Source organism: Rossellomorea sp. DA94, assembly GCF_029834455.1.
Lineage (GTDB): Bacteria > Bacillota > Bacilli > Bacillales > Bacillaceae_B > Rossellomorea > Rossellomorea vietnamensis.
In genome coordinates, this window is sequence record NZ_CP122397.1 from 3,228,987 (window position 1) to 3,253,337 (window position 24,351).

Sequence of the window (24,351 nt, forward strand, 5' to 3'; positions counted from 1 at the left end):
TGTGCATTTTAGCAAATCTTTTACATTGCCAATGTTTATTTTGTCCAATTGAAGTCAGGTGATGTAAGGAATCTGATTATGTATGTTCATGGTGAAAAGTAATGCAACCCCGTCTCATAAGCTTTTTCCAAAAATAGTGGTTCTTATTCTTAATTGATGGAGAAAGTTTCTTAATCAACAGAGTATAGTATTTTGGCTCATTTTGCCACAGAAACAAAAAACGTCTGGAGCAAACTCTTGAGCTCGTAAAAATATTGGAATGAAGCTTGGTGTAATGGTGGTTTTGGCTCATTTACGCCATCATCATCAAAAGCGATGGAGCAAACGCTCGTTTGCTCTTTCGCTTTTGATGATGATGGCTGCTTTTCAGCTGCGCTGAAAAGCGTGTGAAACATCCGTTTCTCACGAATGAGCCAAAACCATGGAGTTTCTTTACTTCATTGTACAAAACAAGGCACGAATGATTCGCGCCTTGTTTGCTATTTTTATTATGCTACAGTTTTGCTGTTTTCAACAAGGAATTCTACTGCTTTACGAACTTTAAGGTCAGCTTTTAGTGTGTCAAGGCCGCCTAGTGCTTGTTTGATGTTGTCAGCAGACATGTTGTATTGTTCAGCCATTTTGTTTACTTCTTCTTCTGCTTCTTCGTCTGTCACTTCAAGGTTTTCCGCTGCTGCGATTGCTTCAAGTGTTAAGTTTGTGCGAACGCGTTTGCCAGCGTCTTCTGTCATTTGACTGCGAAGATCTTCTTCTGTTTGACCAGAGAATTGGAAGTAAAGGTCAAGGTTCATACCTTGCATTTGAAGGCGTTGACCGAATTCCTGCATCATGCGGTCCACTTCAGCTGTTACCATTACTTCTGGGATTTCAACTTCAGCGTTGTCAGAAGCTTTATTTACAAGAGTTTCACGAACCGCTGTTTCAGCTTCGTTCTTTTTAGACTCTTGAAGGCGTTTTTCGATTTTTTCTTTTAGTTCAGCAAGCGTTTCAACTTCTTCGTCAGCGTCTTTTGCGAACTCATCATCAAGTGCCGGAAGTTCTTTCGCTTTGATTTCGTGAACTTTTACTTTGAATGTAGCAGGCTTGCCAGCAAGTTCAGCTGCATGGTATTCCTCAGGGAAGTTTACTTCTACTTCTTTCTCTTCTCCTGCTGCAACACCAACCAGTTGCTCTTCAAATCCTGGGATGAACTGACCAGAACCTAATTCAAGTGAGTAGTTCTCAGCTTGGCCGCCTTCGAATGCTTCACCGTCAACGAATCCTTCGAAATCCATTGTCACTGTGTCGCCTTCTTCAGCTTTCCCATCTTCTTTGACAGCAAGCTCAGCTTGTTTTTCTTGAAGTGAAGTAAGTTCTGCTTCAACGTCCTCAGCTGTTACTTCTGTTTCCATTTTTTCAACTTCAAGACCTTTGTATTCGCCAAGTTTCACTTCAGGTTTCACTTGTACTTTCGCAGTGAAGATCAGGTCTTTTCCTTTTTCCATTTGCTCGACATCGATTTCAGGACGGTCGATTGGATCGATTCCTGTTTCTTCGATTGCTTTTGCATATGCTTCAGGTAAGATGAAATCTAATGCATCTTGGTAAAGTGATTCTACACCAAAACGTTTTTCGAACATTCCGCGAGGCATTTTCCCTTTACGGAATCCTGGTACGTTCACTTGTTTCACAACTTTTTTGAATGCTGCGTCCAAACCTTCGTTTACTTTTGCAGCTTCTACTTCAATTGTAAGTACTCCTTGGTTTCCTTCTTGCTTTTCCCATTTTGCAGACATACTGTTCCCTCCAACAAATCTATAGTTGATCTTAATTTTTTTACGCATAGTAGTAGATAGTCCCGTGTGAATCTAGCACTATCATCGTAAATATATGAAAAACTTTTACATTACAACCATTACATTATAACATACAGCCACTGTCTTTCAACAGAGGGGGTTTAAATATTCGGAGAGGAAATTTCCTCTAGTTCCGTAAGCCTTGATAAAATCCCTTTCGCTTGACTGTTTTCAACCCGCTCTTTTAACTCTTCTTCAAGAATCGCATCGGCAAACATCCCGGCGGTGTAATATGCATATACCGCAGCGATTTCTTCCGTTTCTTCTTTAAGTGTAAAAGGATAGAGCAGAAAGGCGTGACGTTTCAGTAATTCCTGAGCGTGCTGAAATAGAGTGGGATTCGTTTGTGCCAGAAGCTCATCCAGGGCATGCGTGACCCCTGTGAAGAAATCCGACTCGAAAACGTCTTCCAACGCTGCGGGATGAACCCGCTCTTCCATCCCTAGCTTCACCACAACTACTTCTTTATCCATTCCATGCTCTTTTAAAACATTTAATATCATTGTTTGTAAAAATGGATGGGCATCGGGATCCTGTAAAACCCCCTGCAGTTCCCCGATGAACGGGTGAATATTACGATGAACGAGCTGTGCCACGATCAACGTCTGTTCCTCGAGGCTTTTTCCCGTCAAGATTGACGGTTGATCTTCATTCTGTACTTCCTTCTCAGGAACAGCCGCTTTCCCGTTCACTACCTTTTCACTGAAATGGAGAAGCTTCCTGAAGTGTTCTTCCTTTTCAAAGGGTACTTCCCTTTCATCAAAGAGGGCATTGATTGTATCGATCACTTCAGTGTGCTTATGAAGCTGTATAAGAATCATTAAGTACATATCCACGACCTCGAAATAGTCACCGATTCCTTCGAGGAGCATCTCTTTACATATGGATCCGGCCTGATCGTATTGTTTGCTTTCATAGAGTGATAATACGAGTGCCGTATTGATGTCCGGGTTATCCGGTTCCAATTCATAGGCTTGTGCGAGGAGCTGGGAGGATTCATGGACTTCCCCTTTTTCCAGGGCCTGCACCCCTTTTTCCAGCAGCCGGTCCTTCAATCCTGGGAACTGTACAATCTTTCCTTTTCCTTCTTGGTTTCCCTTATTCATAAAACGTACCCGCCTATACTGTTTAGTTTGTATTAGTTTAGCACGATATCATTTGGATAACAAAAAAAAGCCTACCTCATAGGGGTAAGCTTTGCGTATGTAGGATTTATGGCGTCCCAGAAGAGATTCGAACTCCCGACCTACAGTTTAGGAAACTGTTGCTCTATCCTGCTGAGCTACTGGGACACATTCAATAGAGTAAGATGACACAAAAAGCATCAGACCATGTATCGGATAAAAAAAGAGATACCTCACAGTTACTGTGTCAGTACCCCTTGTTAGTCAAAACCCTGATCTCAAGGTTCGTATGTAATGATTATGGCGTCCCAGGAGAGATTCGAACTCCCGACCGACGCCTTAGAAGGGCGTTGCTCTATCCAGCTGAGCTACTGGGACGTGTGTGTTTTTCGTTATTTGTTTTTCAAGGACAATATTTATTATATTCACATAGCATAAATAAGTCAACAGATTTTCAAAAAAAATTTTATTTTATTTTTCAGCTTTGCTTTTTATACGACAAAACATGATGGGAACCCGCACGTGACGGGTTCCCACACTATATTTTACAAGCTGAATGTTTGCGTCAATTCCTCCAGCACCACATGATCGTGGGTCAGGAATGTAACGTTGATTTCTTGATCTGCCGTATCTACCAATGCGTAGGTACGTTCATTTCTTCCACGTGGCAGCAGGATGCTTCCAGGGTTCAGGAATAATGTACCGTTAATCCATTCAGCCCCCAGAGTGTGGGAGTGACCAAAGAACACAAACTGCGCCCCGACCTCTTCCGCTCTGTATCGGAGTTTCATCAATGACATCTTGATTCCATAGTGATGCCCGTGCGTCACCATGATGGTGTGGTCGTCTACCTTCTCTACCAAGTCGTCAGGCAGTCGTGCATCCATGTCACAGTTCCCCCGGACAATGAGATAAGATGACAAAGCAGGATCATCTGCACTCAACTCCGAGTCACCACAGTGGATCATGGCGTCTACACTCGACTTGTACTTCTCTGAGAGATCCAACAATTCATCTTTGGATCCGTGACTGTCACTTACAACTAATAATCTCATTCAGATTCACCCTTTAAACTAAGTCTGAAATCATATTTCCTAGCTTTTCTAGTGCGTGACCGCGATGACTGATCTGACTCTTTTCATCTTGTGTCAATTCGGCCATGGTCTTTCCGAGGGAAGGCACGAAGAAGATCGGATCGTAGCCGAACCCGTTCGTCCCTCTCTTCTCACGCAGGATCATCCCTTCACAACTTCCTGTCACCGTCTTCGTTTCCATGTCAGGGCCGGCAATGGCCAACACACAGTGAAAACGGGCCGTTCGGTCGGATTCTTCCACTGACTCAAGCTCATCCAATACTTTCGCCATATTCGCTTCGTCGCTTTTTTCTTCCCCGGCATAGCGCGCAGAATACACGCCTGGACGACCTTCAAGGGCATCGATGGCGAGCCCTGAATCATCGGCAATCACAAGTGCCCCCAATTCCCCGGCTACGGTTTCCGCTTTTAGAATCGCATTCTCTTCAAAGGTTACGCCTGTTTCTTCCACATCCTCAATATGAGGAAGGTCTAGTAATGTTTGTACCTCATACCCGTAGGGCGCAAACATATGTTGGAATTCTTTTGCTTTTCCCCTGTTCTTTGTGGCTATAATCACTCGTTTTGTCATCGGCTCTCTCATCCCTTTATTGAAATCTTTTTACGATATCACCTAATGATTGCTGCTGGATTTGGAATAATTCATGAATCCCTTCTTGACCAAGCTTCAGTAATTGATGCAGTTGATCCATTGTAAAGGTGGCTTCTTCACCGGTTCCCTGAAGCTCCACAAATTCACCCTCACCCGTCATGATGATGTTCATATCCACCAATGCGCTGCTATCTTCAATATAATTTAAATCAAGGACCGCTCCGTGTTCTTCCACAATCCCGACACTTGTCGCCGCCAGAAAGCTCTTAAGTGGGAATGAAGAAATCTTTTTACTGTCCTGGAGTTTGGCAAGGGCGATTGCCATGGCAACGAATGCCCCGGTGATGGAAGCCGTTCTTGTCCCGCCATCTGCTTGAATGACATCACAATCGATCCAGATCGTACGCTCTCCCAACGCATCCAAATCAACGACCGCACGCAGGGCACGTCCAATCAGACGTTGAATTTCCATCGTCCTGCCGGAAATTTTCCCTTTGGACGATTCACGGATATTTCTCGTTTCCGTCGCTCTCGGAAGCATGGAATATTCCGCCGTAATCCACCCTTTTCCACTGTTCCTCATAAACGGAGGCACTCTTTCTTCGATACTGGCATTACAAATGACCTTCGTTTCACCAACCGTTATCAATACAGAACCTTCCGGATGCTTGACGTATCCTGTCTCGATTTCGATAGGACGCAATTGATTCTTTTCTCTGCCGTCTGTTCTCATATAATTCCCTCCTGTTTGTTCGTACGTTATGTAAAAAATTGCCTAATCAAAAATAGAAGAGGCGGCAATCTGCCAACCTCTTATCAGGTGATTCTATTCATAGTATATCAAAAAATCGCGATTTAAAAACTAATTGCATTCACATTTTCTGGTCTTGTCACCGGTTCAGTCACCGTTTCCCCATCTTTTGAGACGGTGGTCGCTTCACCATTCACGAGTACCGAGACCCCTTTGATGCCCTTTTGCTCAGTCAAGGAGAGAACGAGGGAATTAAGCATATGCTCAGAAACCATTTTCTCTTCAAGGCTTCCATACACCGCTTCATTGAAGTTCAGCGTCACGGTTCCATCCTCAAGCTTTGGATCATCCAACAGCTTCGCTCCCGTAAAGTCACTTGCCAGGGAAGAAGAATAACCCGGTCCTTCGATCAGTTCATTCACCACTGCCTTTACTTCATCCGCGGATTTGGAACTGACGCGTTTCGTCACTGGAACATAATAGGTCTTATCATCGGACTGGGCTACATAATATACTGTAAGCGGTTTGGTGCTCGTCGGATCCACAACGCCTGTAGTATCCACGTTGATCCCTACTTTTCTCGTTAATCCATTTTCGTCGATCGGCGTACCATTCACCGGCATTTCCGTTAATGGATAACCGTTAACCCGTAGTTCTACTTTCTCAACCGAATCGAACTGAGTCAATGTCCATGTCACGGACTGCAAGATCTTCTGTTCATCTTCAGGCTGATAATTATTGAATTCCGGAGAAAAATCGGCGATCGCCTTTCCGTCTTTAATATCGACCGTCACTTGTGTATCTGCCGGCAGTACAGCCCTGAATCCGTTTGGCAGGATGTTTTCAACAGGACCATTTTTCACTAAGTATTCAACTGCTTGTTTGGCCACACTTTCCTGATTTGGAAGAGGGATCGACTGGGAAACGACATAGCCGTTTTTATCGATTAAATACAATTCCGTCATGACGGTCTCAGCACCCGCTTCTTCTTTGCTCACCTTTTTATTTGAATCCTCTTTCTTGGCGGTATCGACTTTTTCCCCTTCTTTCAAGTAGGATAAGTCTTGAGGAGGATCGATCTTCTCCTTGTCATCACCGAAACTGAGTAATCCACAACCGGAAAGATATACAGAAGAAGCTAAAACCGTTACAGCAATTGACACCTTTGCTTTTTTTGCCATTGGGAAACCTCCTAAAAGACAGTTTGTACTAACATATATACGAGCCCCCTCCACAAAATAGACCGAAACTTTTCACAATAAAAACAACAAAATAAAAAACCACCCGACCACAAGATTCTAGTCTTGTAATCGGATGGTTTCTGCTGTTACTTCCCCGACTGTCAGCCAATCGGATGCGATCCGGGAAAAGATTGCCGAAGACCCTGTGTTGAAAAAGCGGTGTTCAGGCTGTAGGACTCCCCTGTACAGAAGATTATAATAATCAAGGATCGTACTGACTTCTCGGGCGGTTTCGTCCCCGGAACTTATGACACTGATCTCAGGGCCCATATAAGCCTGTATCTTCGGCTGGAGCAACGGATAATGGGTACATCCCAGGATCAACGTATCGATCCCGGACTCTTTAAGAGGATGGAGCGTCTCCCTTACTATATCAGTCGCCATAGAGCTGTCATACTCTCCACTTTCCACAAGCGGAACAAATTTCGGGCAGGCAAGGGACGTGACGTCCAGACTTCCGTGAAGGGAGTGAAGGGCATCCTCATAGGCGCCGCTATTGACCGTCCCCACGGTTCCAAGGACACCGATCCTCTTATTATAAGTATGCTTGATCGCTGCCCGGGCACCAGGATGAATGACCCCAATCACCGGTATATCCAAATGGGTCTGTATTTCATCCAGTACCACCGCAGTGGCTGTATTGCAGGCAATGATCAGCATTTTGATATCATATTGCATGAGATATTGAGTCATTTCCCACGTGAACGCTTTTACTTCTTGAGCTGATCTGGGTCCGTAGGGGCAACGGGCTGTATCACCTAAGTAATAGATGGTCTCCTTCGGCAGCTGACGCATCACTTCTCTAGCGACAGTGAGCCCCCCTACCCCAGAATCAATGATGCCGATTGGTTGAATCACATTATTCCCTCATTCTGGTTTAATTTCTTGATGGAGTTTTGCTAAATGATCTTTTAATAATAGCACTTCCTGGGCAGAGAAGTCCGTTAAGGCACTCTGTAAGTAATTCTGCCTTTTCTTAATCACTTCTTCAATAATTCTTTCGCCCTCTTTTAACATATGAATGCGTACGACGCGACGATCATTCTCATCCTTGACCCGCTCGACTAACTGGTTTTTCTCCATTCGATCAACAAGATCCGTCGTCGTACTGCAGGCAAGGTACATTTTATTTGAAAGATCTCCGATTGTCATATCCCCATACTCGAATAACCATTGCAGCGCAATGAACTGTGGAGGCGTGATGGTATACTGACTTAATATTTCTCTTCCTTTTTGCTTAATGATCGATGATATGTATCGAAGGTCTTTCTCGATATCTGCCACAACTTGTATATTTTCAATGGTTTGCTCTTTAGAATTCGTCATTATTTCTCTCCTTTTACATTCAGAAACCGGACATTTATTCCTTATGAAAAACCGGAACGCATCAGCCTTCCCGTTTTAGCTTCTTTATCTATTATAGGTCAAGCATTGATTCCCCTTACTAGCATTTTCACCTTTTTCACGAAAAAATTCAAGACAAGTTCTCGGAAGGAACAGAACTAAAAGAGACTGACTCTCATTCAAACATTAATAGGTATCATGTATAGAAACCTGTTAATTGTTCGGCATCAGAATCAGTCCCTTACATTTAAAGCTTGAGTTCCCCCATGCGAAGAAGCTCTACAACAGCTTGAGATCGCCCCTTCACTCCAAGCTTTTGCATGGCGTTGGAAATATGATTTCGAACTGTTTTCTCGCTAATAAATAGATCACTAGCAATTTCTTTAGTTGTTTTGTCTTGAACCAACAGTTCGAATACTTCTTTTTCTCTTTTGGTGAGCAACGGTTTGTGTGTAAAATCATTGTCCTTCAATTATGGTAACCCTCCTTGCCTTCGCCAGCTTTAAACCGCGGGGATGGGTATTGTTGGTCGTCAGAATATCATATGTGAAGGTAGGGTTTAGAGTGACATAGAGAAGGAAGTTAAATGAAAAATAGGCAGCGGTTTCTTTCACGTCCTAAACCGGGCTCGAGACCACCTTTTCGCTATGGAGCTTCGCCTTCATTTCTTCCGTCAAAGGGACACCTTTTCCAGTTTCCTTCGATATTTGCACCATGGTTCCTCTACCAGTAAAGCAAACCTGTTCTTCTTCATTCAGACCCATGTAATGTAAATCTACTGAAGAACGACCAACGCGATCTGCCTTCACATATACCTTCAACGTCTCGTCGAAGAATACTTGTTTTACAAAATCACATTGTAAATCTGCAACGACAGGGATTGTATCATGCTCAGGTTTCACCCAGTTTTGCATAAATCCAATGTGCTTTAAATATTCGATCCTGGCTTCTTCAAAATACGTAAATGGAACGGTGTTATTCATATGTCCAAACATATCAGTCTCAGAAAACCGGACCTTTATATGGATTGAAAATGAAAATTCTTGTTGCCATGTTTCTATATCTTCAATGTATGTAAAATGTTTCAAATTGGATCCTCCTTTTAGTAAATGAAAAATGAATGATGATTCATTTTATTATACCCCTATTCTGAAAAATATGAAACCTATATGCATAAAATGGAGCCGGCAGGAAAAACCGGCTCATTTCTTCTTATTCTTTTTCTTTCACAATCCTTCCCTCCACTTGCGGGGACACGGGGGAATGAGTGGTGAGGTACTCACTCATCACCTCATACAGATTGAGGTGCAGTTCGGATATCCTGCCGTTATCTTTTGCATTTCTCAATACGGTAAAACCATCCCCTCCTCCTGCAAGGAATGCGTTGACGGCCACCCCATACATCTTGGAACGGTCAAGGGGTGCTCCTTGTATTTTCACTTCCATTATTCTATTGCCAATGGACTTTGAGGGATCAAAGCGATATGTCATGCCGGAAACCTGGAGGAACTGACCTGCTTCTCCGTCCACATTCGCCACACTATGTTCCAATGCAAGAAGGATCTCCTCCCCCGTCAGATTCAATGTGACAAGGGTATTCCCGAAAGGCAGCACCTCCAACACATCTCCCAGGGTAATGGTCCCCGCACTGATGGAATTCCTGATTCCACCACCATTTTGAAAGGCGATTTGAGTCGGGTTAAATTGATTTGCTTTTTCCAGCATGGCATCTGTAATGAGGTTGCCTAAGTTGGTCTCTTTCGTCCGAACGTCCCGACGATCTCCATTTAATGAAATGTTGCTTGTACCAATATCCATGCTTTTTACCTTTTCAATGGGTCCCCGTAATTGCTCCAATCTATTAACTGCCCATGGATCAGGTGGATACACATCATTTCCTATTTGGTCTTTGGCCAACACATCCAACAGCTCACCATTCCACCCCGTCAGTATTCCTCTTTCGGAAAATACAGCCGTTAATTTACCAAGTGACTTCCCATACTCATCCGCCTGGACGATCAGTGTCGGTTCTGATTTCATATTGTACACAAGCGGGGATTCCAATCTTGTATGGGAATGCCCGCCGACGATAATATCGATCCCTTCCACCTTTTGAGCCAGCATTTTGTCCTGCCGTAATCCCAGATGAGACAGCAGGATGATATGATTCACTCCCTTTGCCTGTAGTTTTGTCATCTCTTCAAGCACTTTCTTTTCGGCATCCTGAAAGACTATCTTCTTATCCGGAGCAGAAAGGAAAGCCGTATCTTCGGTTGTGAGTCCGATGATGCCGATCTTGACCCCCTTTACTGTTTGAATAATAGAAGGGTATATGTTTCCACTCTCTGCCTGTTCCGGAATTTCACTTTTCATGATAGGGGCAAGGCGAGGATCAAGCCGGACATCCACATTGCCGCTCACCACCGGAAAGGAAAGTTTCCTAATAAAGTCCGCGAGCACCTCACTTCCCATATCGAATTCATGATTTCCCAGCGTCATGGCGTCATAGCCAATTTCATTCATGAATGCAGCATCCGCCTGTCCCAGATATTCATTAAAAAACAATGTCCCCGAAAACACATCCCCCGCGTCCAAAAGAAGGGCATCCCCATCCTTTTTCCGCTCTTCTTTAATCGCAGTGTGCAAATACGGAACGTTTTCCAAATGGGAGTGAACATCATTCGTATGCAGAATCGTCAGACGGAAAGGCTCCACCTTCTCCTTTGCCTCGGCTTTTTCAAAATCAATGACGGGCTGTGTAAACAATAAAATCACTAGTAAAAATCCAGTCCACTTCACCTTCATCACTCCAGTTTCTTCTAGATCCATATATGTGTCTACTATGTACAAAAGCCTATTTTTTTATTTCTTCTCCCATTATTTAGTAAGTCACTTGAACCCTTACAAAATAGAAAAGGGAGAGCTAACTTTGACAGGCTTTTGAAAAAGCACAGAGTGGATTGAAGCGGAAGGCATTTGACTCCTGCGGGAATTGAGGAAAGGTCGAGACCCCGCAGGGCAACGCCCGAGGAGGCTCGACTTCCTCCCCGCGGAAAGCAAATGCCTGGAGCGGAAAGGAACGGTCTATTATTCAAATGGCCACTCATCAAATGATCGTTTGCGGAAACACCAAAAAAAGCACTCCCCCGAAGGAAAGTGCTTTTCATTAGAACATATTAATCAACCATATGGTCGCTTCCGAAGAAGTTCTTGAACATTTGGAAAGTGGTTTCACGGTTCAGTGCCGCAATGGAAGTCGTTAAAGGAATTCCTTTTGGACAAGATTGAACACAGTTTTGTGAGTTACCGCAGTTGGCAAGTCCACCGTCGCCCATGATGGACTCAAGGCGCTCATCCTGATTCATGGCACCAGTTGGGTGCGCATTGAACAAGCGTACTTGAGATAGCGGAGCAGGCCCGATGAAATCGGACTTACTGTTCACGTTCGGACATGCTTCCAGACATACACCACATGTCATACATTTTGATAATTCATATGCCCACTGACGCTTTTTCTCAGGCATACGTGGTCCAGGACCCAAATCATATGTCCCATCAATCGGAATCCATGCTTTCACTTTCTTCAAGCTGTCGAACATGCGGCTGCGGTCTACCTGCAGGTCACGGACGACAGGGAATGTGCGCATAGGCTCAAGACGGATCGGCTGTTCGAGTTGATCGACCAAAGCCGTACAAGACTGTCTAGGCTTACCGTTGATCACCATTGAACAGGCTCCACAAACTTCTTCCAGACAGTTCATGTCCCAGTTGATCGGAGTGGTGTGTTCCCCTTTTGCATTGACCGGATTACGACGGATTTCCATCAAGGCGGAAATGACGTTCATATTCGGTCTGTAATCAAGTTCGAACTCTTCTTGGAAAGGGGCTGATTCCGGGCTTTCTTGACGAGTAATGATAAAACGGACTTTTTTATTTTCACTCATCATTTACTTCCCCCTTTACTCTTAGAATAGTCACGCTTACGTGGTGCGATCAGTGAAGTATCTACTTCCTCGTAATGGAATTCAGGAGTATTCGTTGCGGCATTGTATTTCGCCATCGTCGTCTTCAGGAATTCTTCGTCATTACGTTCAGGGAAATCAGGTTTGTAATGGGCTCCACGGCTCTCATTACGATTTAATGCACCGATGGTAATAACACGTGCAAGCTGAAGCATGTTCCACAATTGACGGGTGAATGTCGCCCCTTGGTTGCTCCATTTAGCCGTGTCGTTGATATTGATATTTTGGTAACGTTCCATCAATTCCTGGATCTTTTCATCCGTTTGTTGAAGCTTGTCATTATGACGTACAACCGTTACGTTATCCGTCATCCATTCCCCAAGCTCTTTATGGATGACATAAGCGTTCTCAGTGCCATTCAGGGACATGATGTTGTTCCATTTTTCTTCTTCCTGTTTCACATAGCGTTCGAATAGTGAAGATGGGACAGATTCTACTGTTTTCTCAAGTCCTTCAATATACTTAATCGCATTAGGACCTGCCACCATACCGCCATAGATAGCGGATAGCAATGAGTTAGCCCCTAAGCGGTTACCACCGTGCTGAGAATAATCACATTCACCAGCTGCGAATAATCCAGGAATATTTGTCATTTGATCATAATCGACCCATAGTCCACCCATTGAATAGTGAACGGCAGGGAAGATTTTCATTGGTACTTTACGCGGGTCATCACCCATGAACTTCTCATAGATTTCAATGATTCCGCCAAGCTTGATATCAAGCTCTTTTGAATCTTTATGAGACAGATCGAGGTAAACCATGTTCTCACCATTGATACCAAGCTTTTGGTTTACGCACACATCAAAGATTTCACGTGTGGCGATATCACGGGGTACAAGATTTCCGTATGCAGGATACTTCTCTTCAAGGAAGTACCAAGGCTTACCATCTTTGTACGTCCAGACACGTCCACCTTCACCACGTGCCGATTCACTCATGAGGCGAAGCTTATCGTCCCCTGGAATGGCTGTCGGGTGAATTTGGATGAACTCACCATTTGCATAGTAAGCACCTTGTTGATAAACGATGGAAGCAGCTGAACCTGTATTGATGACAGAGTTTGTAGACTTACCGAAGATGATCCCCGGTCCACCTGACGCCATGATCACGGCATCTGCTGCAAATGATTTGATTTCCATCGTTTGAAGGTTCTGGGCAACGATCCCTCTTGCGACTCCCTCGTCATCAATAACGACTCCAAGGAATTCCCAGCCTTCGAACTTGCTGACTAACCCAGCCACTTCATGACGGCGAACCTGCTCGTCCAAAGCATATAATAGCTGCTGACCAGTCGTAGCACCAGCGAAAGCGGTTCTGTGATGCTGCGTCCCACCGAAGCGACGGAAATCCAGTAACCCTTCAGGTGTACGGTTAAACATAACACCCATACGATCGAGTAAGTGAATGATCCCAGGTGCTGCTTCTGTCATTGCTTTAACAGGCGGTTGATTCGCTAAGAAATCCCCACCATAAACCGTATCATCAAAATGTTCCCAAGGAGAATCCCCTTCTCCCTTTGTATTAACGGCTCCGTTAATTCCACCCTGTGCACATACAGAGTGAGAACGCTTAACGGGTACCAGTGAGAATAAATCGACTTGTGTTCCTTTTTCTGCTGCTTTAATTGTGGCCATCAGGCCGGCTAAACCGCCACCGACAACGATGATTTTACCTTTACTCATCGTGACTCACTCCTTTTCCTACCATACTTCGAGAGCACTGCTTATCTATCAGACTCGTATAATTTTCTACTTATACGAAGGCAAAGATTGCACGCATACCGACAATCGATAACGCGACAAAAATCCCGATCGTAACATATGTAGCTATTAATTGAGAACGAGGTGTAACCGTTAGTCCCCAGCTTACGCAGAATGACCATAATCCATTAGCAAAGTGGAAAATCGTTGATAATACACCAAGCACATAGAATCCTAACATCAACGGATTGGATAGAATGTTTTCCATCATCTGAAAGTTCACTTCAGCTCCAAACGCCGCAGCGACCCTTGTTTCCCAGATATGCCATGTGACGAAAATGAATGTGATCACTCCAGAAACACGTTGAAGTAAAAACATCCAGTTACGGAAATAACCAAACTTGCTTGCATTATTCTTGGAAGTGAATGCAATGTAAATTCCGTAAATCGCATGGAAGTACAATGGAAGGAAGATGATAAAGATTTCAAGGAAATAACGGAAAGGAAGACTTTCCATAAAATGCGCCGCCTGGTTAAATGATTCTTCCCCACCAGTGGCAAAATGGTTCACGACTAAATGTTGTGTTAAAAATAATCCAACTGGAATAACACCTAGCAATGAATGAAGCCTGCGATAATTAAATTCTCGATTTCCAGCCATGATTTACCCCCCTTAATGATAAAATATGAATTCGTTTTCTAATGCCTTTCTTTACCTATTAGACGACGATACATATTTTATATTGTAACAATAATGTGACATGTTCATTTTACTCCCAAGGAGTGGAAGCGTCAAGAAAACGTATACATAAATTCGACAATACCGCAAAAATATTTTCAATAGAACAACAACAGAAAACATGAGGTTTTACACAACTAAATGTTCGAAAATTCTAATAAATTTATAATAAATATTATAGCACCAAAATATCCCAAGGTCATTTTTTCAAGGTATGGGATGATAATTACCTCTTTCATGTATATAATAGTTTTATAGAAAGAGGGGATTTACTTGGAACAGAAAAAAGAAGAAGTACATCAGCCGTCCGTTCCAATCTTCGGATATGAAATGTTACGCGACATCTTAATTCCAGACATACTGGGAAAACACACACCCGATATCCTATACTGGGGAGGAAAGCAGCTCTCAAGGAAGTTCCCCCTTCAGTCAACGGAAGAAATATCTTCCTTTTTCGATGAAGCTGGATGGGGCACCCTTACACTTCTGGAACAAAAAAGAAATGAAATGACATTTGAATTGAGCGGACCTGTGATCGAACGGCGTCTGTCACTTAAAACGGATGTGAACTTCAAACTGGAAACGGGCTTTATTGCCGAACAGATTCAGCTTCAAAGAAAATGTGTGGCAGAAGCTGCTGACGAATTACATAAACGGAGCCAATCGGTCAAAGTCATGGTAAGATGGGACGACAAAGACCGGATCGAGTAATCAAGCTCTCAATAAAGGGTTGCCTGGAATCATCCAGGCAACCCTTTTCCATGTTGATCCTACAGCGTGATTTCTTCCATCTTCACGGCATCGAGATGAAAGGCCGTATGTAAGACGCCTGCTGCCTTTTGCATATTCTCCCCATCCACTACTGTAGACACTTTAATTTCAGAAGTGCTGACCATTTTCACGACGATGTCATTTTGAGCAAGCACTTCAAACATTTCCGCGGCCACACCCGGGTTTGAAATCATCCCCGAACCGACAATGGAGACTTTCGCAAGCCCACTTTCGTGCTCGACGTGTGTGAAATTCAACTGCTCTTTATTTCGTTCAAGAACAGCAAGGGTTTCCTCGAGATCGTGCTCCTTGATGGAGAAAGATAGATTGGTCGTATTCTGATCCGTCTGGGTCTGGATGATGATGTCTACGTTCAAATGATTTTCAGCCAACGTCGTGAACACGGATGATAGTCCCGTTAATGCATTTCCCAGTCCGAATACCGTGACCCTCGTAATCTCATTCTCAAATGCTACTCCTCTTACAATCAAGTTCTGTTCCATGCTTGCTTCCTCCTCAATATACGTACCTTCCACTCTTTCGATGCTGGATCTGACTTCCAATGGGATTTGATAATTCTTGGCAAATTCCACCGCCCTTGGATGGAGTACCCCGGCCCCGAGGTTTGCAAGTTCGAGCATTTCATCATAAGAAATTGACGGTAACTTCCTTGCTCCTTTTATATAGCGGGGGTCTGTCGTGTAAACCCCGTCTACGTCCGTATATATATCACAGCGCTCCGCTTTCAGGGCAGCCGCGATTGCAACGGCCGTCGTATCCGACCCACCCCGTCCGAGTGTTGTGATTTCACCGGTTTCTGTCATGCCCTGGAACCCCGCGACGATGACCACTCTTCCTTCCTGAAGGTGAGCTGCCATTTTATCGGTATGAATATTGGTGATCCTTGCATTACTATGGACGGATTCCGTCTCGATTCCGGCCTGCCATCCCGTGAATGAAATGGCATCATGCCCCGATTGGATCAGGGCCATGGTCAAGAGTGAAATGGTGACTTGTTCCCCGGTTGAGAGCAGCATATCCATTTCTCTTTTGCTCGGTTGAGACGTGATTTCCCTTGCAAGACCCACGAGTGTATCCGTCGTTTTCCCCATGGCAGATACGACAACCACCACATCATTCCCTCTTTCTTTTTCTTCAATGATCCTTGACGCAACATTTTGAATTCTTTCCACAGACCCTACTGAAGTCCCACCGAATTTTTGAACAATAATACTCACGACTTCTCCCTCTTTCTGAGCGTCTCCGCTCTTGTTGATGATGAAGAGTACAATCACAATCATCCTACACGTCCATAGGACAGGATCGTTGGTACCAAATCCTGCGCTGATAATAAAAAAAGCAATGAGAATAATATCTCATTGCTTTATGAACATACAGCAGAACATACAAATAGGTTCATCGGCATTGTGAGATAGCTCTCCAAGATTGAATCATCTTGACAATCCTGCATTTCTTAAACGCAGGACCAGCGGATATAGTATGAGACTATAACCACTTCGGCGATTCTCCCCTTTCCAGGCATGTCGGCGGGACTCATACCCCTCTCTACCTGTACTCTTGAAGTTCGCACCTCTATCACCACTTAAAAAGTGATAATGTTATAAATTTTTGTTTATTATAGCACATAAAAAATTGTGATTCAATGCACAATTTTTAAAAAAATTGAATTCATTACAGCCGCTACTTCAATTTCTCCACCAATACCTTCGCCACAGCTTCAGGTATCCCAATCTCTATAAACTCCTCCACGGTCGCTTCTTTCATTTTCTTCATGGATCCAAAGTGTTTAAGAAGCTGTTTCTTTCGTTTTGGACCGATGCCGTCGATGTCGTCGAGGGTGGATTGGAAGGCACTTTTGCCTCTCAGCTGACGGTGGAAGGTGATGGCGAACCGGTGGACTTCATCCTGGATGCGCTGGAGGAGATAGAATTCCTGGCTGCGCTTTTCAAGGGGGACGATTTGCAGCGGGTTGCCGTACAGCAGTTCCGATGTCTGATGCTTATCGTCTTTTGCAAGACCCCCGATCGGGATGTCGAGACCCAATTCATTCTCGATCACGTCCCTTGCCGCTTCGATCTGACCTTTTCCTCCGTCGATGATGATCAGGTCCGGTAAAGGAAGTCCATCTTTCAGCACTCTCGTATACCTTCTCCGGACCACCTCCCTCATGGAATCATAATCATCGGGACCCTTGACGGTTTTGATCTTATATTTACGATATTCTTTCTTTGCCGGTTTCCCGTCTAAAAAGACGATCATGGCCGATACGGGATCACTACCTTGAATATTGGAGTTATCAAAGGCTTCAATCCGGAAAGGCGTATAAATGCCCATATGATCCCCGAGCCTTTCAATGGCTTTGATCGTCCGCTCTTCATCTCTTTCAATCAGGGCGAACTTCTCCCCAAGTGCCTGTTGGGCATTTTTTTCGGCAAGCTTCACAAGCTCTTTCTTTTTCCCCCGTTTTGGTTGGGTCATTTTAACCTCAAGAAGTTTCTCCGCCAGCTCGATATCGATCTCTTCAGGCAAAAAGATCTCCTTCGGCTTAAAGTGGTTAGATTTAGAGTAGAACTGACCCAGGAACGTCAGGAACTCATCCTCTGGTTCATTATAGAGAGGGAATAAAGATACATCGCGCTCAATGAGCTTCCCTTGCCGGACGAAGAATACCTGCACACACATCCAGCCTTTATCAACGGAATATCCGAATACATCACGGTCGGTGAAATCGGTCATCGTCATCTTCTGTTTTTCCATGGTCGCTTCGATATGGAGAATCTGATCCCGGAATTCCTTCGCTCTTTCAAACTCCAGATTTTCCGAGGCTTCATTCATTTTCAAAGTCAGCTGTTTCTTGATTTCCTTGTATCCCCCATTGAGGAATCTGGCTATTTCATCTGTCATGTCACGGTACGTGTCTTTGCTCACTTCTTTAATGCAGGGAGCGAGACATTGGCCCATATGATAGTAAAGGCAGGCTCGGTCAGGAAGCGTCGAGCACTTCCGTAAAGGATACAAGCGGTCGAGAAGTTTTTTCGTTTCATTTGCCGCTCCGACATTCGGATAAGGACCGAAATACTTTCCTTTTCCCCGCTGGACCTTTCGTGTGGTAATGAGTCTCGGGTGCCGCTCATTCGTTAACTTGATGAACGGATAGCTTTTATCATCCTTAAGCATGACATTGTATTTAGGGTCGTACTTCTTGATCAAATTCATTTCGAGGACAAGGGCTTCCAGGTCAGATGAGGTCATGATGTATTCGAAGTCCTCGATCTCCCCTACCAGCCGCTGGGTTTTTGCATCATGGGAGCCTGTGAAATAGGAACGCACCCGGTTCTTCAATACTTTGGCCTTTCCCACATAGATGATCGTACCCTGCCTGTCCTTCATTAAATAACAGCCCGGTTGGTCGGGAAGCAGCGCTAATTTATTCGTGATATTCTGATTCATCCTTCTTCCTCCCCCCTCTGTTTCTTCCATTTATATAATGTCAGGTCGTGATAGATCGGGTCGATGAGCTCACTGGAATGGAAATGCTTTTCTACTTTAATGAAATCATCCATCTGGACCCCCTGCTTTTTAAACCCTTCGACCACTTTATCCGTCAGATAAATATCCCGCTCAGGGTAATATCGTGCGTCAGTGGTAAACACTTCATACGTTTGTACTTTCTTATGAATAAAAGGGACATCAAGATACTCAAGTACCCTGGACTCTTCCCAGGTATATACGACGAGAGGCTGTTTTTCCTCTTCGCTCTCTAAATAATCGGCCATTTGATAAACGGTCGGGATGTCCGATGCATGTTTATATAATAACGCACTTGTATGGTAAACCTGAAGCAGAAGGAACGAAAGGACAAGAATGGAACCTGTCCGTGACAGTCGTTGTGAAAGCAGTCTTCCCGCTCCAAGGAACAAGGCGATGCCGATCAAAGGCAAAGCGTGACGGGGCTTCATTACATTCTGGGCAAAAAGGGCCCAAAGGAAATAACTGCCCAATAGCACGAGCATCAAGCTTGTCATATAACGATTCCCTTGTAAGTCCTTCCTTGCTGCAGCCAAACCGACAACCAATAGAATGAGAAGGGGGAGGAACTCAGCGACACCCCCCACCCATATCGTGTTCACAAAAATCAGCTTCACGACTCTGTCCCAGAGACTGAGATCTGAGGCACCGATCGTTCCCCCCCATTCTTGGAAATGTCCGTTCGTGAAGGAAAGGGCCAGTCGGAGAAAGCTTTCATATCCCCCTTCCGACATGCTGATCCCCGATACCCAGAGGAGCTGGAACAGGACTGCAATGAGCAGGTAAACGAACGTATCCAGAAGTGTTATCATGCCACTCTTCCATTTTCTGTACAGCAGCATCAGGACCCCAATCCCAAGAACCAGATAAGATAACCTGATTCCAAGAAGCAGACTGAATAGGAGCAGTGGGAGAATGAGGAATCCTTTATGATGTCTCTCATTGGCCAAAACCAAGCTCCATATATACCACCACATCATCCCGACTGCTGCTCCCTCGGACATCGGCTGATTCACCATCAGGACCGTAAAGCTGCTCGTATAAACGATGGCTGTCGCTATCCCTGCATATGTCGTAAGCACGATTCGGTTCATTAACAGAAAAAGAGGGATGATGGCACTTCCATACAGAAGGATATTAAAAAGAGTCAGGGCTTGGACGGGGTCCGCCACCATCAGATGAAGGACTTTCCCTCCCAGGACGAAATAAGGATAACCGGGAAAGTGGGGCTGCATCTGATACATATCAAAATGCAGGACACCCAGTGCAAAATCAACCATATCCCAAGTAGCCGCGTAGGAAGGGATCCACATCAGCTGAAGAACAAACAAAGCCGCCACAGCCAATGCACCCGCCACATTCGGCCGACTCATATACTTTCCACTCTTCATTCTCAACGACTTCACCCTCATACTTTGTTAGACTCTCAATGATTAAAAAAAGTACCAAACATACATTCCTTTAAAGAGTGTACACCTTTCGAAAACGGTGTTCAATCTTTAAAGGCAATGAGGTTTGGTACTGATACAATTTATTTAGCTTGTGGGCTCAAATCCTTCACTCCGCCTTTGACCTCTTCCTTTGCTTTCACCGACTCCCGCTTCGGTGCAGTCAGGAAGTAAATCGCTACGAAATAGCCGATATACGAAATCACTTCTTCGATGGACGGCATGGAGGAATATCCGAACAACGCCTTAAGGAAAATGCCTACATCACCGGATAACAACGGGGCAGTTCCTGTATCACGGAGGAAATGGGCATAATCGATGGGATGCTCAGGCAGTAGCCAGGTCAGATCGTAAAGGTGTGGAATTACACTGCCGATCAATCCTATATCCTGCATCATGGAAATCGCCTGTACAAGAAGTCCTGCAGATATGAGGATAATGAATGCGCCGGTCACTTTAAAGAAGCTCTTCAATGAAATTCTCATTGTGCCTTTAAAGAAGAAATAAGCTACGACACACCCGATGACGACTCCCGTAATCGCTCCCCAGCCCTGCATGGCCGCTCCGATATCCCCGCCTGTAATGGCGGCGAAGAAGAATACGGTCTCCACACCCTCGCGGAGAACAACGAGGAACGAGTGGATCACCATTCCGACAATGTTGCCAGTCGAAATGAAATGCTTCATTTTCCCTTCCATGTTTCCTTTAAGGTCGCGGCTGTGCTTCGCCATCCAGAAGACCATCTGCGTCAGAAGGACGGAGGAGACCAGCATGATGCCGATCTTCAGATAGATCTCGCTTCCCATGGCAGCAAATCCCGTAAAGACGACCTGAAAGAGCATCGCTACGCCGACACTGGCGATGATCGCTAATCCGGCACCAAGCCAGACAAACTTTGTAAACCGGCCATGATTCGTTTTCTTCAGATAGGTAGTGATGATCCCGATGATCAGTAACGCTTCCAGGACTTCACGAAAGGTGATCAATAAAGCTTGTAATTCCACAATAGTTCCCCCTTACTTGCTTAAAGACTATTTCTATAGTGACCTTATTTACGTTTTCTGACGGCATATACAATCGCTGCAGCCAGCACCCCGACGATAATGATGATGGGTAACCAGTTCTTCAGGTTGGACATATCCGTCCATTCCTGTTTCCCGCTTGATTCCTCAGTGGCACTTTCAGAAAAGTGTCCGACTTCTAGACTCTTAATGTCGAATTCTTTTTGAAGCGAATCCACTATGAACGTTTTACTTTCTTTAAACGCGTCCTGATCGGATTCCTTTGTTCCGACTCCGAACAATCCCGGGTTTCCGAGGGATTCCAGCGCTTGATCGAATTCAGTCCTGATCTTTTGATCCAATTCAGGGTTTTCCCCTTCTACTTTCGGGGATAACGTTTTATATGTAGCAAATCCTTTTGCGAGCAATCGCTTACTCGTATCATATTCCGAGAAGTTTTTATCAATGCTTTCAAGTCTTCTGGCAATATTGAGGACAAGGAGTTCATCCAGGTTTTCAATGGCCTCTCGCTTTTCTTTGTTATCAAGGTTCTGAAGGATGATCTTTGAAGGTTCTTCACCCATATGCTGATCCACTTCTTCTTGAACCGTTTCATATATCTTTTTGGACTCTGAATAATTCGGAGGGTCTTCATCTAGCTTGATCATGATTTCTTTATACGCTTCTGCTATTTTCTCCTCACTCGGATCGCCGTATGAATAGGCGGATGCCTGTGAAGACAGCAGGATATTACCTAATAAAAACAATAGTACCGTGGTTATGAACGATTTTTTCATGTATGATTCCCTCCTGTTTTCAATGATAATGATTATCATTCGTATTGTCAATAAAAAATAAGTACTCAAGCATAGAAGCCGGAGTACTTATTTTTTACGAATGGTGTGGTTTTATGTTGTCATTTTGCAAAATGATTCGTTCCTTCATCTGAAGGGATGTAATGGGCCTGCTCTTCCACATATACTTTCTCCACCGGTTTCTTCATCTCCTGAATAATGGCGGGAAGAACAGATGACATATAGGACTTGAACTTGATGAAGGATCGCCCCGTCGTCCTCACATAATACAAAATCGGGATTTCCTTCACCCGAAACCCTTTACGGACAAGGTTCAAGGTCAGCACTTGAGCGTAGTTGTAATCATGTATGATTTCGGCATGTTCCATGGCCTGTCTCGAGAACGCCCTCATACCGGACTGCCCGTCATAGATCCACTTTCTCAGGAGGACGCATTGAAGAAGGGTGAAACAATAGTTCCCCAATCGGCGGTGAAGCTTCATTCCATTGATGGTTCCCAAGAATCTCGAGCCCATGGTATAATCCGCTTCCCCTTTGAAAATCGGCTCCAATAGCTCAGGTATTTGTTCTGGCGGGTATTCTCCATCCGCATCAATCATGACCCCGATTTGAGCATGAAGGTTGAAGGAGGCCCGCAGTCCTTCTCGTACCGCAGCACCCAGTCCACGATTTTTCTCAAATGTAATGATATGATCGGCACCTGCCCTTTCAGCCACTTCAACCGTTCGATCCGTTGATCCATCATTGATGACCAATACCTCTACATCTATGGATGGGTGGAAGGAACGGGGCACCCGTTTAATGACCTCCCCGATCGATTCTTCTTCATTATGGGCCGGCATAAATACGATGACTTTCTGCTTATTCATGTTGTTTCCAACGCTCCTTTAACGCCTCGTTGAGGACAGGTCCCCTGCTGTTACTTGGAAATGGCGCCCCTAATAAATGGGCGATGGTAGGGGCCATGGAAACAAGACTGTGTTTCTCCTGGATCTTCTCTCCCTGTTTGACCCCGGGGCCGACCATAAAGAATGGAACGTATCTTTCCCCTTCATCAAGATGACCATGTCCCCCGATTCCATCTGCCTGTCCATGATCTGCACATATCATAAGGGTCGTGTTCTCCATCTTTCCTTCTGCTTCCAGCCACTCGACGTATTCTTGTATCAGGCGATCTGCCTCTTCAATCTTTTCGATGTATTCATCATATAAGACTCCCCTGCTGTGCCCGATTTGATCTGTACCGATCAATTGGACAATGAATAGATCAGGGTCCTGTTCTTCCATGATGACTTTCGCTTTATTGATAATATTTCGATCTGCTTTGTCTTTATGCATCACGGCCGTCACGGTTTCGACATCTTTACCGAAGGAATCCACCAGGTGGGCAATCCCCAGCATCTTCCCTTTTTTCCCTACTTTCCGCAGAGAATCAAAGATGCTTTCCACCTTGATCCCAAGCTTCCAGACCATATTGGATTTCATGCCGTGTTCCTTCGGATACGTACCTGTGAACATGGAGGAAAAGCAGACAACCGTTCTAGCAGGATAGACGGTTTCCATATTCAAATACTCGGTCCCCTGTTCCATCAAAGAATCAAGATATGGAGTATTCGCTTCATAGAAGCGTTCTTTTCTCATCCCGTCGATCACGATGACCACCACTTTTTCATTCGTCATCTCCTCATCCATCGCTTCACCGGTTGTAAAGGAGTCATACTGCTTCGGCTTCCAGTCAAAAAGGAAATGATGCAGAATGAACGCTAAAGCGAATATAGCACCGCAAAATACGAAATAATGGGTGGCAGGAAGAAGTTCTCCGGTGGCAAGATTCGTCATCATTCCATCCCATACCGCTAACAGGAGCAGGAATTTCGGCAGCTGCTCCTGGGCATTTCCGCTGGTTGAGTCACTGTTCTTCAACACCAGTTTCCAAAACCGGGTGAAATTCAGCCAATCCGTCCCGATCCGGAGATGGTAATAAAATGTTCCCCAGAAAAAGACGGTGAAAAAGAAATAAAGACCAATCCCGAATCCCCACAGGGCTAAATTGGGTGATTCAAAGAATAACAGATAGCCGATGATCGGGATCCATAAATAGTTCCTCAGGAACAACGGAAAATCATAATAGAAATACAAAATAAATAGTGGGAGGGTAAACAGCAAGCTTATGAGGAACGGAAACCATTCCCCTTGCAGCAACCCCTGTAAATGAAAGAGTGTCATGGTCCCTATGACGAAAATAGGGGTGAATGGTTTCCCTTCATTCAGCAGGTTCCAGCATCTGGCCGCCGTTTTTTCAAATTTTGATGCGCTCTTCAA

22 protein-coding genes, 2 tRNA genes and 1 riboswitch are annotated in these 24,351 nt (G+C 44.6%); of the genes, 1 reads left to right on the forward strand and 23 read right to left on the reverse strand.

All coding sequences use genetic code 11. From position 1 onward, the window contains the following. Nucleotides 1–488 precede the first annotated feature (488 nt). The 16 genes from tig to P8596_RS16915 form a co-directional block, all read right to left on the reverse strand. Nucleotides 489–1,775, reverse strand: a complete 1,287-nt coding sequence (tig, locus tag P8596_RS16840) for a trigger factor (RefSeq protein ID WP_224519400.1) — start codon at nt 1,773–1,775, stop codon at nt 489–491. Between the two features lie 161 nt (nt 1,776–1,936). Continuing rightward, on the reverse strand, nt 1,937–2,941 hold the full coding sequence (locus P8596_RS16845; protein WP_279724400.1) for a tetratricopeptide repeat protein: 1,005 nt from the start codon (nt 2,939–2,941) through the stop codon (nt 1,937–1,939). A gap of 109 nt (nt 2,942–3,050) precedes the next feature. Then, nucleotides 3,051–3,127, reverse strand: a tRNA-Arg gene (locus tag P8596_RS16850). A 133-nt stretch (nt 3,128–3,260) separates the two neighbouring features. Continuing rightward, nucleotides 3,261–3,337 (reverse strand) — tRNA-Arg (locus P8596_RS16855). A 167-nt stretch (nt 3,338–3,504) separates the two neighbouring features. Further along, nucleotides 3,505–4,014 carry a metallophosphoesterase gene (locus P8596_RS16860; protein ID WP_224519398.1) on the reverse strand — a complete coding sequence of 170 codons (510 nt, stop codon included), beginning with the start codon at nt 4,012–4,014 and terminating at the stop codon, nt 3,505–3,507. A gap of 13 nt (nt 4,015–4,027) precedes the next feature. Next, nucleotides 4,028–4,624 (reverse strand): XTP/dITP diphosphatase, encoded by a 597-nt coding sequence (locus P8596_RS16865; RefSeq protein WP_229593972.1) that lies wholly within the window; start codon nt 4,622–4,624, stop codon nt 4,028–4,030. Nucleotides 4,625–4,640: 16 nt separating this feature from the next. Next, nucleotides 4,641–5,378, reverse strand: coding sequence for a ribonuclease PH (gene rph / locus P8596_RS16870; RefSeq protein ID WP_061810230.1), 738 nt, complete (start codon nt 5,376–5,378; stop codon nt 4,641–4,643). A 122-nt stretch (nt 5,379–5,500) separates the two neighbouring features. After that, a complete protein-coding gene (locus P8596_RS16875) occupies nt 5,501–6,577 on the reverse strand; it encodes a GerMN domain-containing protein (RefSeq protein WP_254651910.1) in 1,077 nt (358 codons plus the stop codon). 117 nt (nt 6,578–6,694) lie between these two features. Next, a complete protein-coding gene (gene racE, locus P8596_RS16880) occupies nt 6,695–7,495 on the reverse strand; it encodes a glutamate racemase (RefSeq protein WP_034757113.1) in 801 nt (266 codons plus the stop codon). A 9-nt stretch (nt 7,496–7,504) separates the two neighbouring features. Then, the gene (locus P8596_RS16885; RefSeq protein WP_279724401.1) at nt 7,505–7,963 is read right to left on the reverse strand and encodes a MarR family winged helix-turn-helix transcriptional regulator; all 459 of its coding nucleotides are present in this window, start codon (nt 7,961–7,963) and stop codon (nt 7,505–7,507) included. Between the two features lie 265 nt (nt 7,964–8,228). Next, nucleotides 8,229–8,453, reverse strand: coding sequence for a helix-turn-helix domain-containing protein (locus tag P8596_RS16890; protein WP_032087424.1), 225 nt, complete (start codon nt 8,451–8,453; stop codon nt 8,229–8,231). Nucleotides 8,454–8,598: 145 nt separating this feature from the next. Continuing rightward, complete coding sequence (locus P8596_RS16895) at nt 8,599–9,069, reverse strand: acyl-CoA thioesterase (RefSeq protein ID WP_279724402.1); 471 nt, start codon at nt 9,067–9,069, stop codon at nt 8,599–8,601. Between the two features lie 124 nt (nt 9,070–9,193). Beyond that, nucleotides 9,194–10,810, reverse strand: a complete 1,617-nt coding sequence (locus tag P8596_RS16900; protein ID WP_279724403.1) for a bifunctional metallophosphatase/5'-nucleotidase — start codon at nt 10,808–10,810, stop codon at nt 9,194–9,196. A 347-nt stretch (nt 10,811–11,157) separates the two neighbouring features. Continuing rightward, nucleotides 11,158–11,925 (reverse strand): succinate dehydrogenase iron-sulfur subunit, encoded by a 768-nt coding sequence (gene sdhB, locus P8596_RS16905; protein WP_034760486.1) that lies wholly within the window; start codon nt 11,923–11,925, stop codon nt 11,158–11,160. Then, nucleotides 11,925–13,688: a succinate dehydrogenase flavoprotein subunit gene (gene sdhA / locus P8596_RS16910; RefSeq protein ID WP_279724404.1), complete on the reverse strand. Its 1,764-nt coding sequence runs from the start codon at nt 13,686–13,688 to the stop codon at nt 11,925–11,927. Before sdhA ends, sdhB begins: the two co-directional genes overlap by 1 nt. A 70-nt stretch (nt 13,689–13,758) precedes the next feature. Continuing rightward, the gene (locus P8596_RS16915; protein ID WP_034757098.1) at nt 13,759–14,367 is read right to left on the reverse strand and encodes a succinate dehydrogenase cytochrome b558 subunit; all 609 of its coding nucleotides are present in this window, start codon (nt 14,365–14,367) and stop codon (nt 13,759–13,761) included. Nucleotides 14,368–14,718: 351 nt separating this feature from the next. Between P8596_RS16915 and P8596_RS16920 the strand changes: the two genes are divergently transcribed. Continuing rightward, the gene (locus P8596_RS16920; protein ID WP_224519393.1) at nt 14,719–15,156 is read left to right on the forward strand and encodes a YslB family protein; all 438 of its coding nucleotides are present in this window, start codon (nt 14,719–14,721) and stop codon (nt 15,154–15,156) included. A 59-nt stretch (nt 15,157–15,215) separates the two neighbouring features. On the opposite strand, the gene P8596_RS16925 is transcribed toward P8596_RS16920, so the two are convergent. The 7 genes from P8596_RS16925 to P8596_RS16955 all read right to left on the reverse strand — a co-directional run bounded on the left by P8596_RS16925 (nt 15,216) and on the right by P8596_RS16955 (nt 24,351). Next, complete coding sequence (locus P8596_RS16925) at nt 15,216–16,454, reverse strand: aspartate kinase (RefSeq protein ID WP_254653797.1); 1,239 nt, start codon at nt 16,452–16,454, stop codon at nt 15,216–15,218. Nucleotides 16,455–16,641: 187 nt separating this feature from the next. Next, a riboswitch (Lysine riboswitch) is annotated at nt 16,642–16,820 on the reverse strand. Between the two features lie 97 nt (nt 16,821–16,917). Beyond that, nucleotides 16,918–18,687, reverse strand: a complete 1,770-nt coding sequence (uvrC, locus tag P8596_RS16930; RefSeq protein WP_034757094.1) for an excinuclease ABC subunit UvrC — start codon at nt 18,685–18,687, stop codon at nt 16,918–16,920. After that, on the reverse strand, nt 18,684–20,162 hold the full coding sequence (locus P8596_RS16935) for a hypothetical protein (protein WP_279724405.1): 1,479 nt from the start codon (nt 20,160–20,162) through the stop codon (nt 18,684–18,686). Before P8596_RS16935 ends, uvrC begins: the two co-directional genes overlap by 4 nt. A 134-nt stretch (nt 20,163–20,296) precedes the next feature. Further along, nucleotides 20,297–21,217 (reverse strand): FTR1 family iron permease, encoded by a 921-nt coding sequence (locus P8596_RS16940; RefSeq protein ID WP_079532507.1) that lies wholly within the window; start codon nt 21,215–21,217, stop codon nt 20,297–20,299. Between the two features lie 44 nt (nt 21,218–21,261). Beyond that, entirely contained in the window at nt 21,262–22,011 is a 750-nt protein-coding gene (locus tag P8596_RS16945; protein ID WP_279724406.1) for a hypothetical protein, read from the reverse strand. 119 nt (nt 22,012–22,130) lie between these two features. Next, nucleotides 22,131–22,898: a glycosyltransferase family 2 protein gene (locus P8596_RS16950; protein ID WP_279724407.1), complete on the reverse strand. Its 768-nt coding sequence runs from the start codon at nt 22,896–22,898 to the stop codon at nt 22,131–22,133. Further along, the gene (locus P8596_RS16955) at nt 22,891–24,351 is read right to left on the reverse strand and encodes an alkaline phosphatase family protein (RefSeq protein ID WP_224519388.1); all 1,461 of its coding nucleotides are present in this window, start codon (nt 24,349–24,351) and stop codon (nt 22,891–22,893) included. The genes P8596_RS16950 and P8596_RS16955 overlap by 8 nt, the downstream gene beginning before the upstream one ends.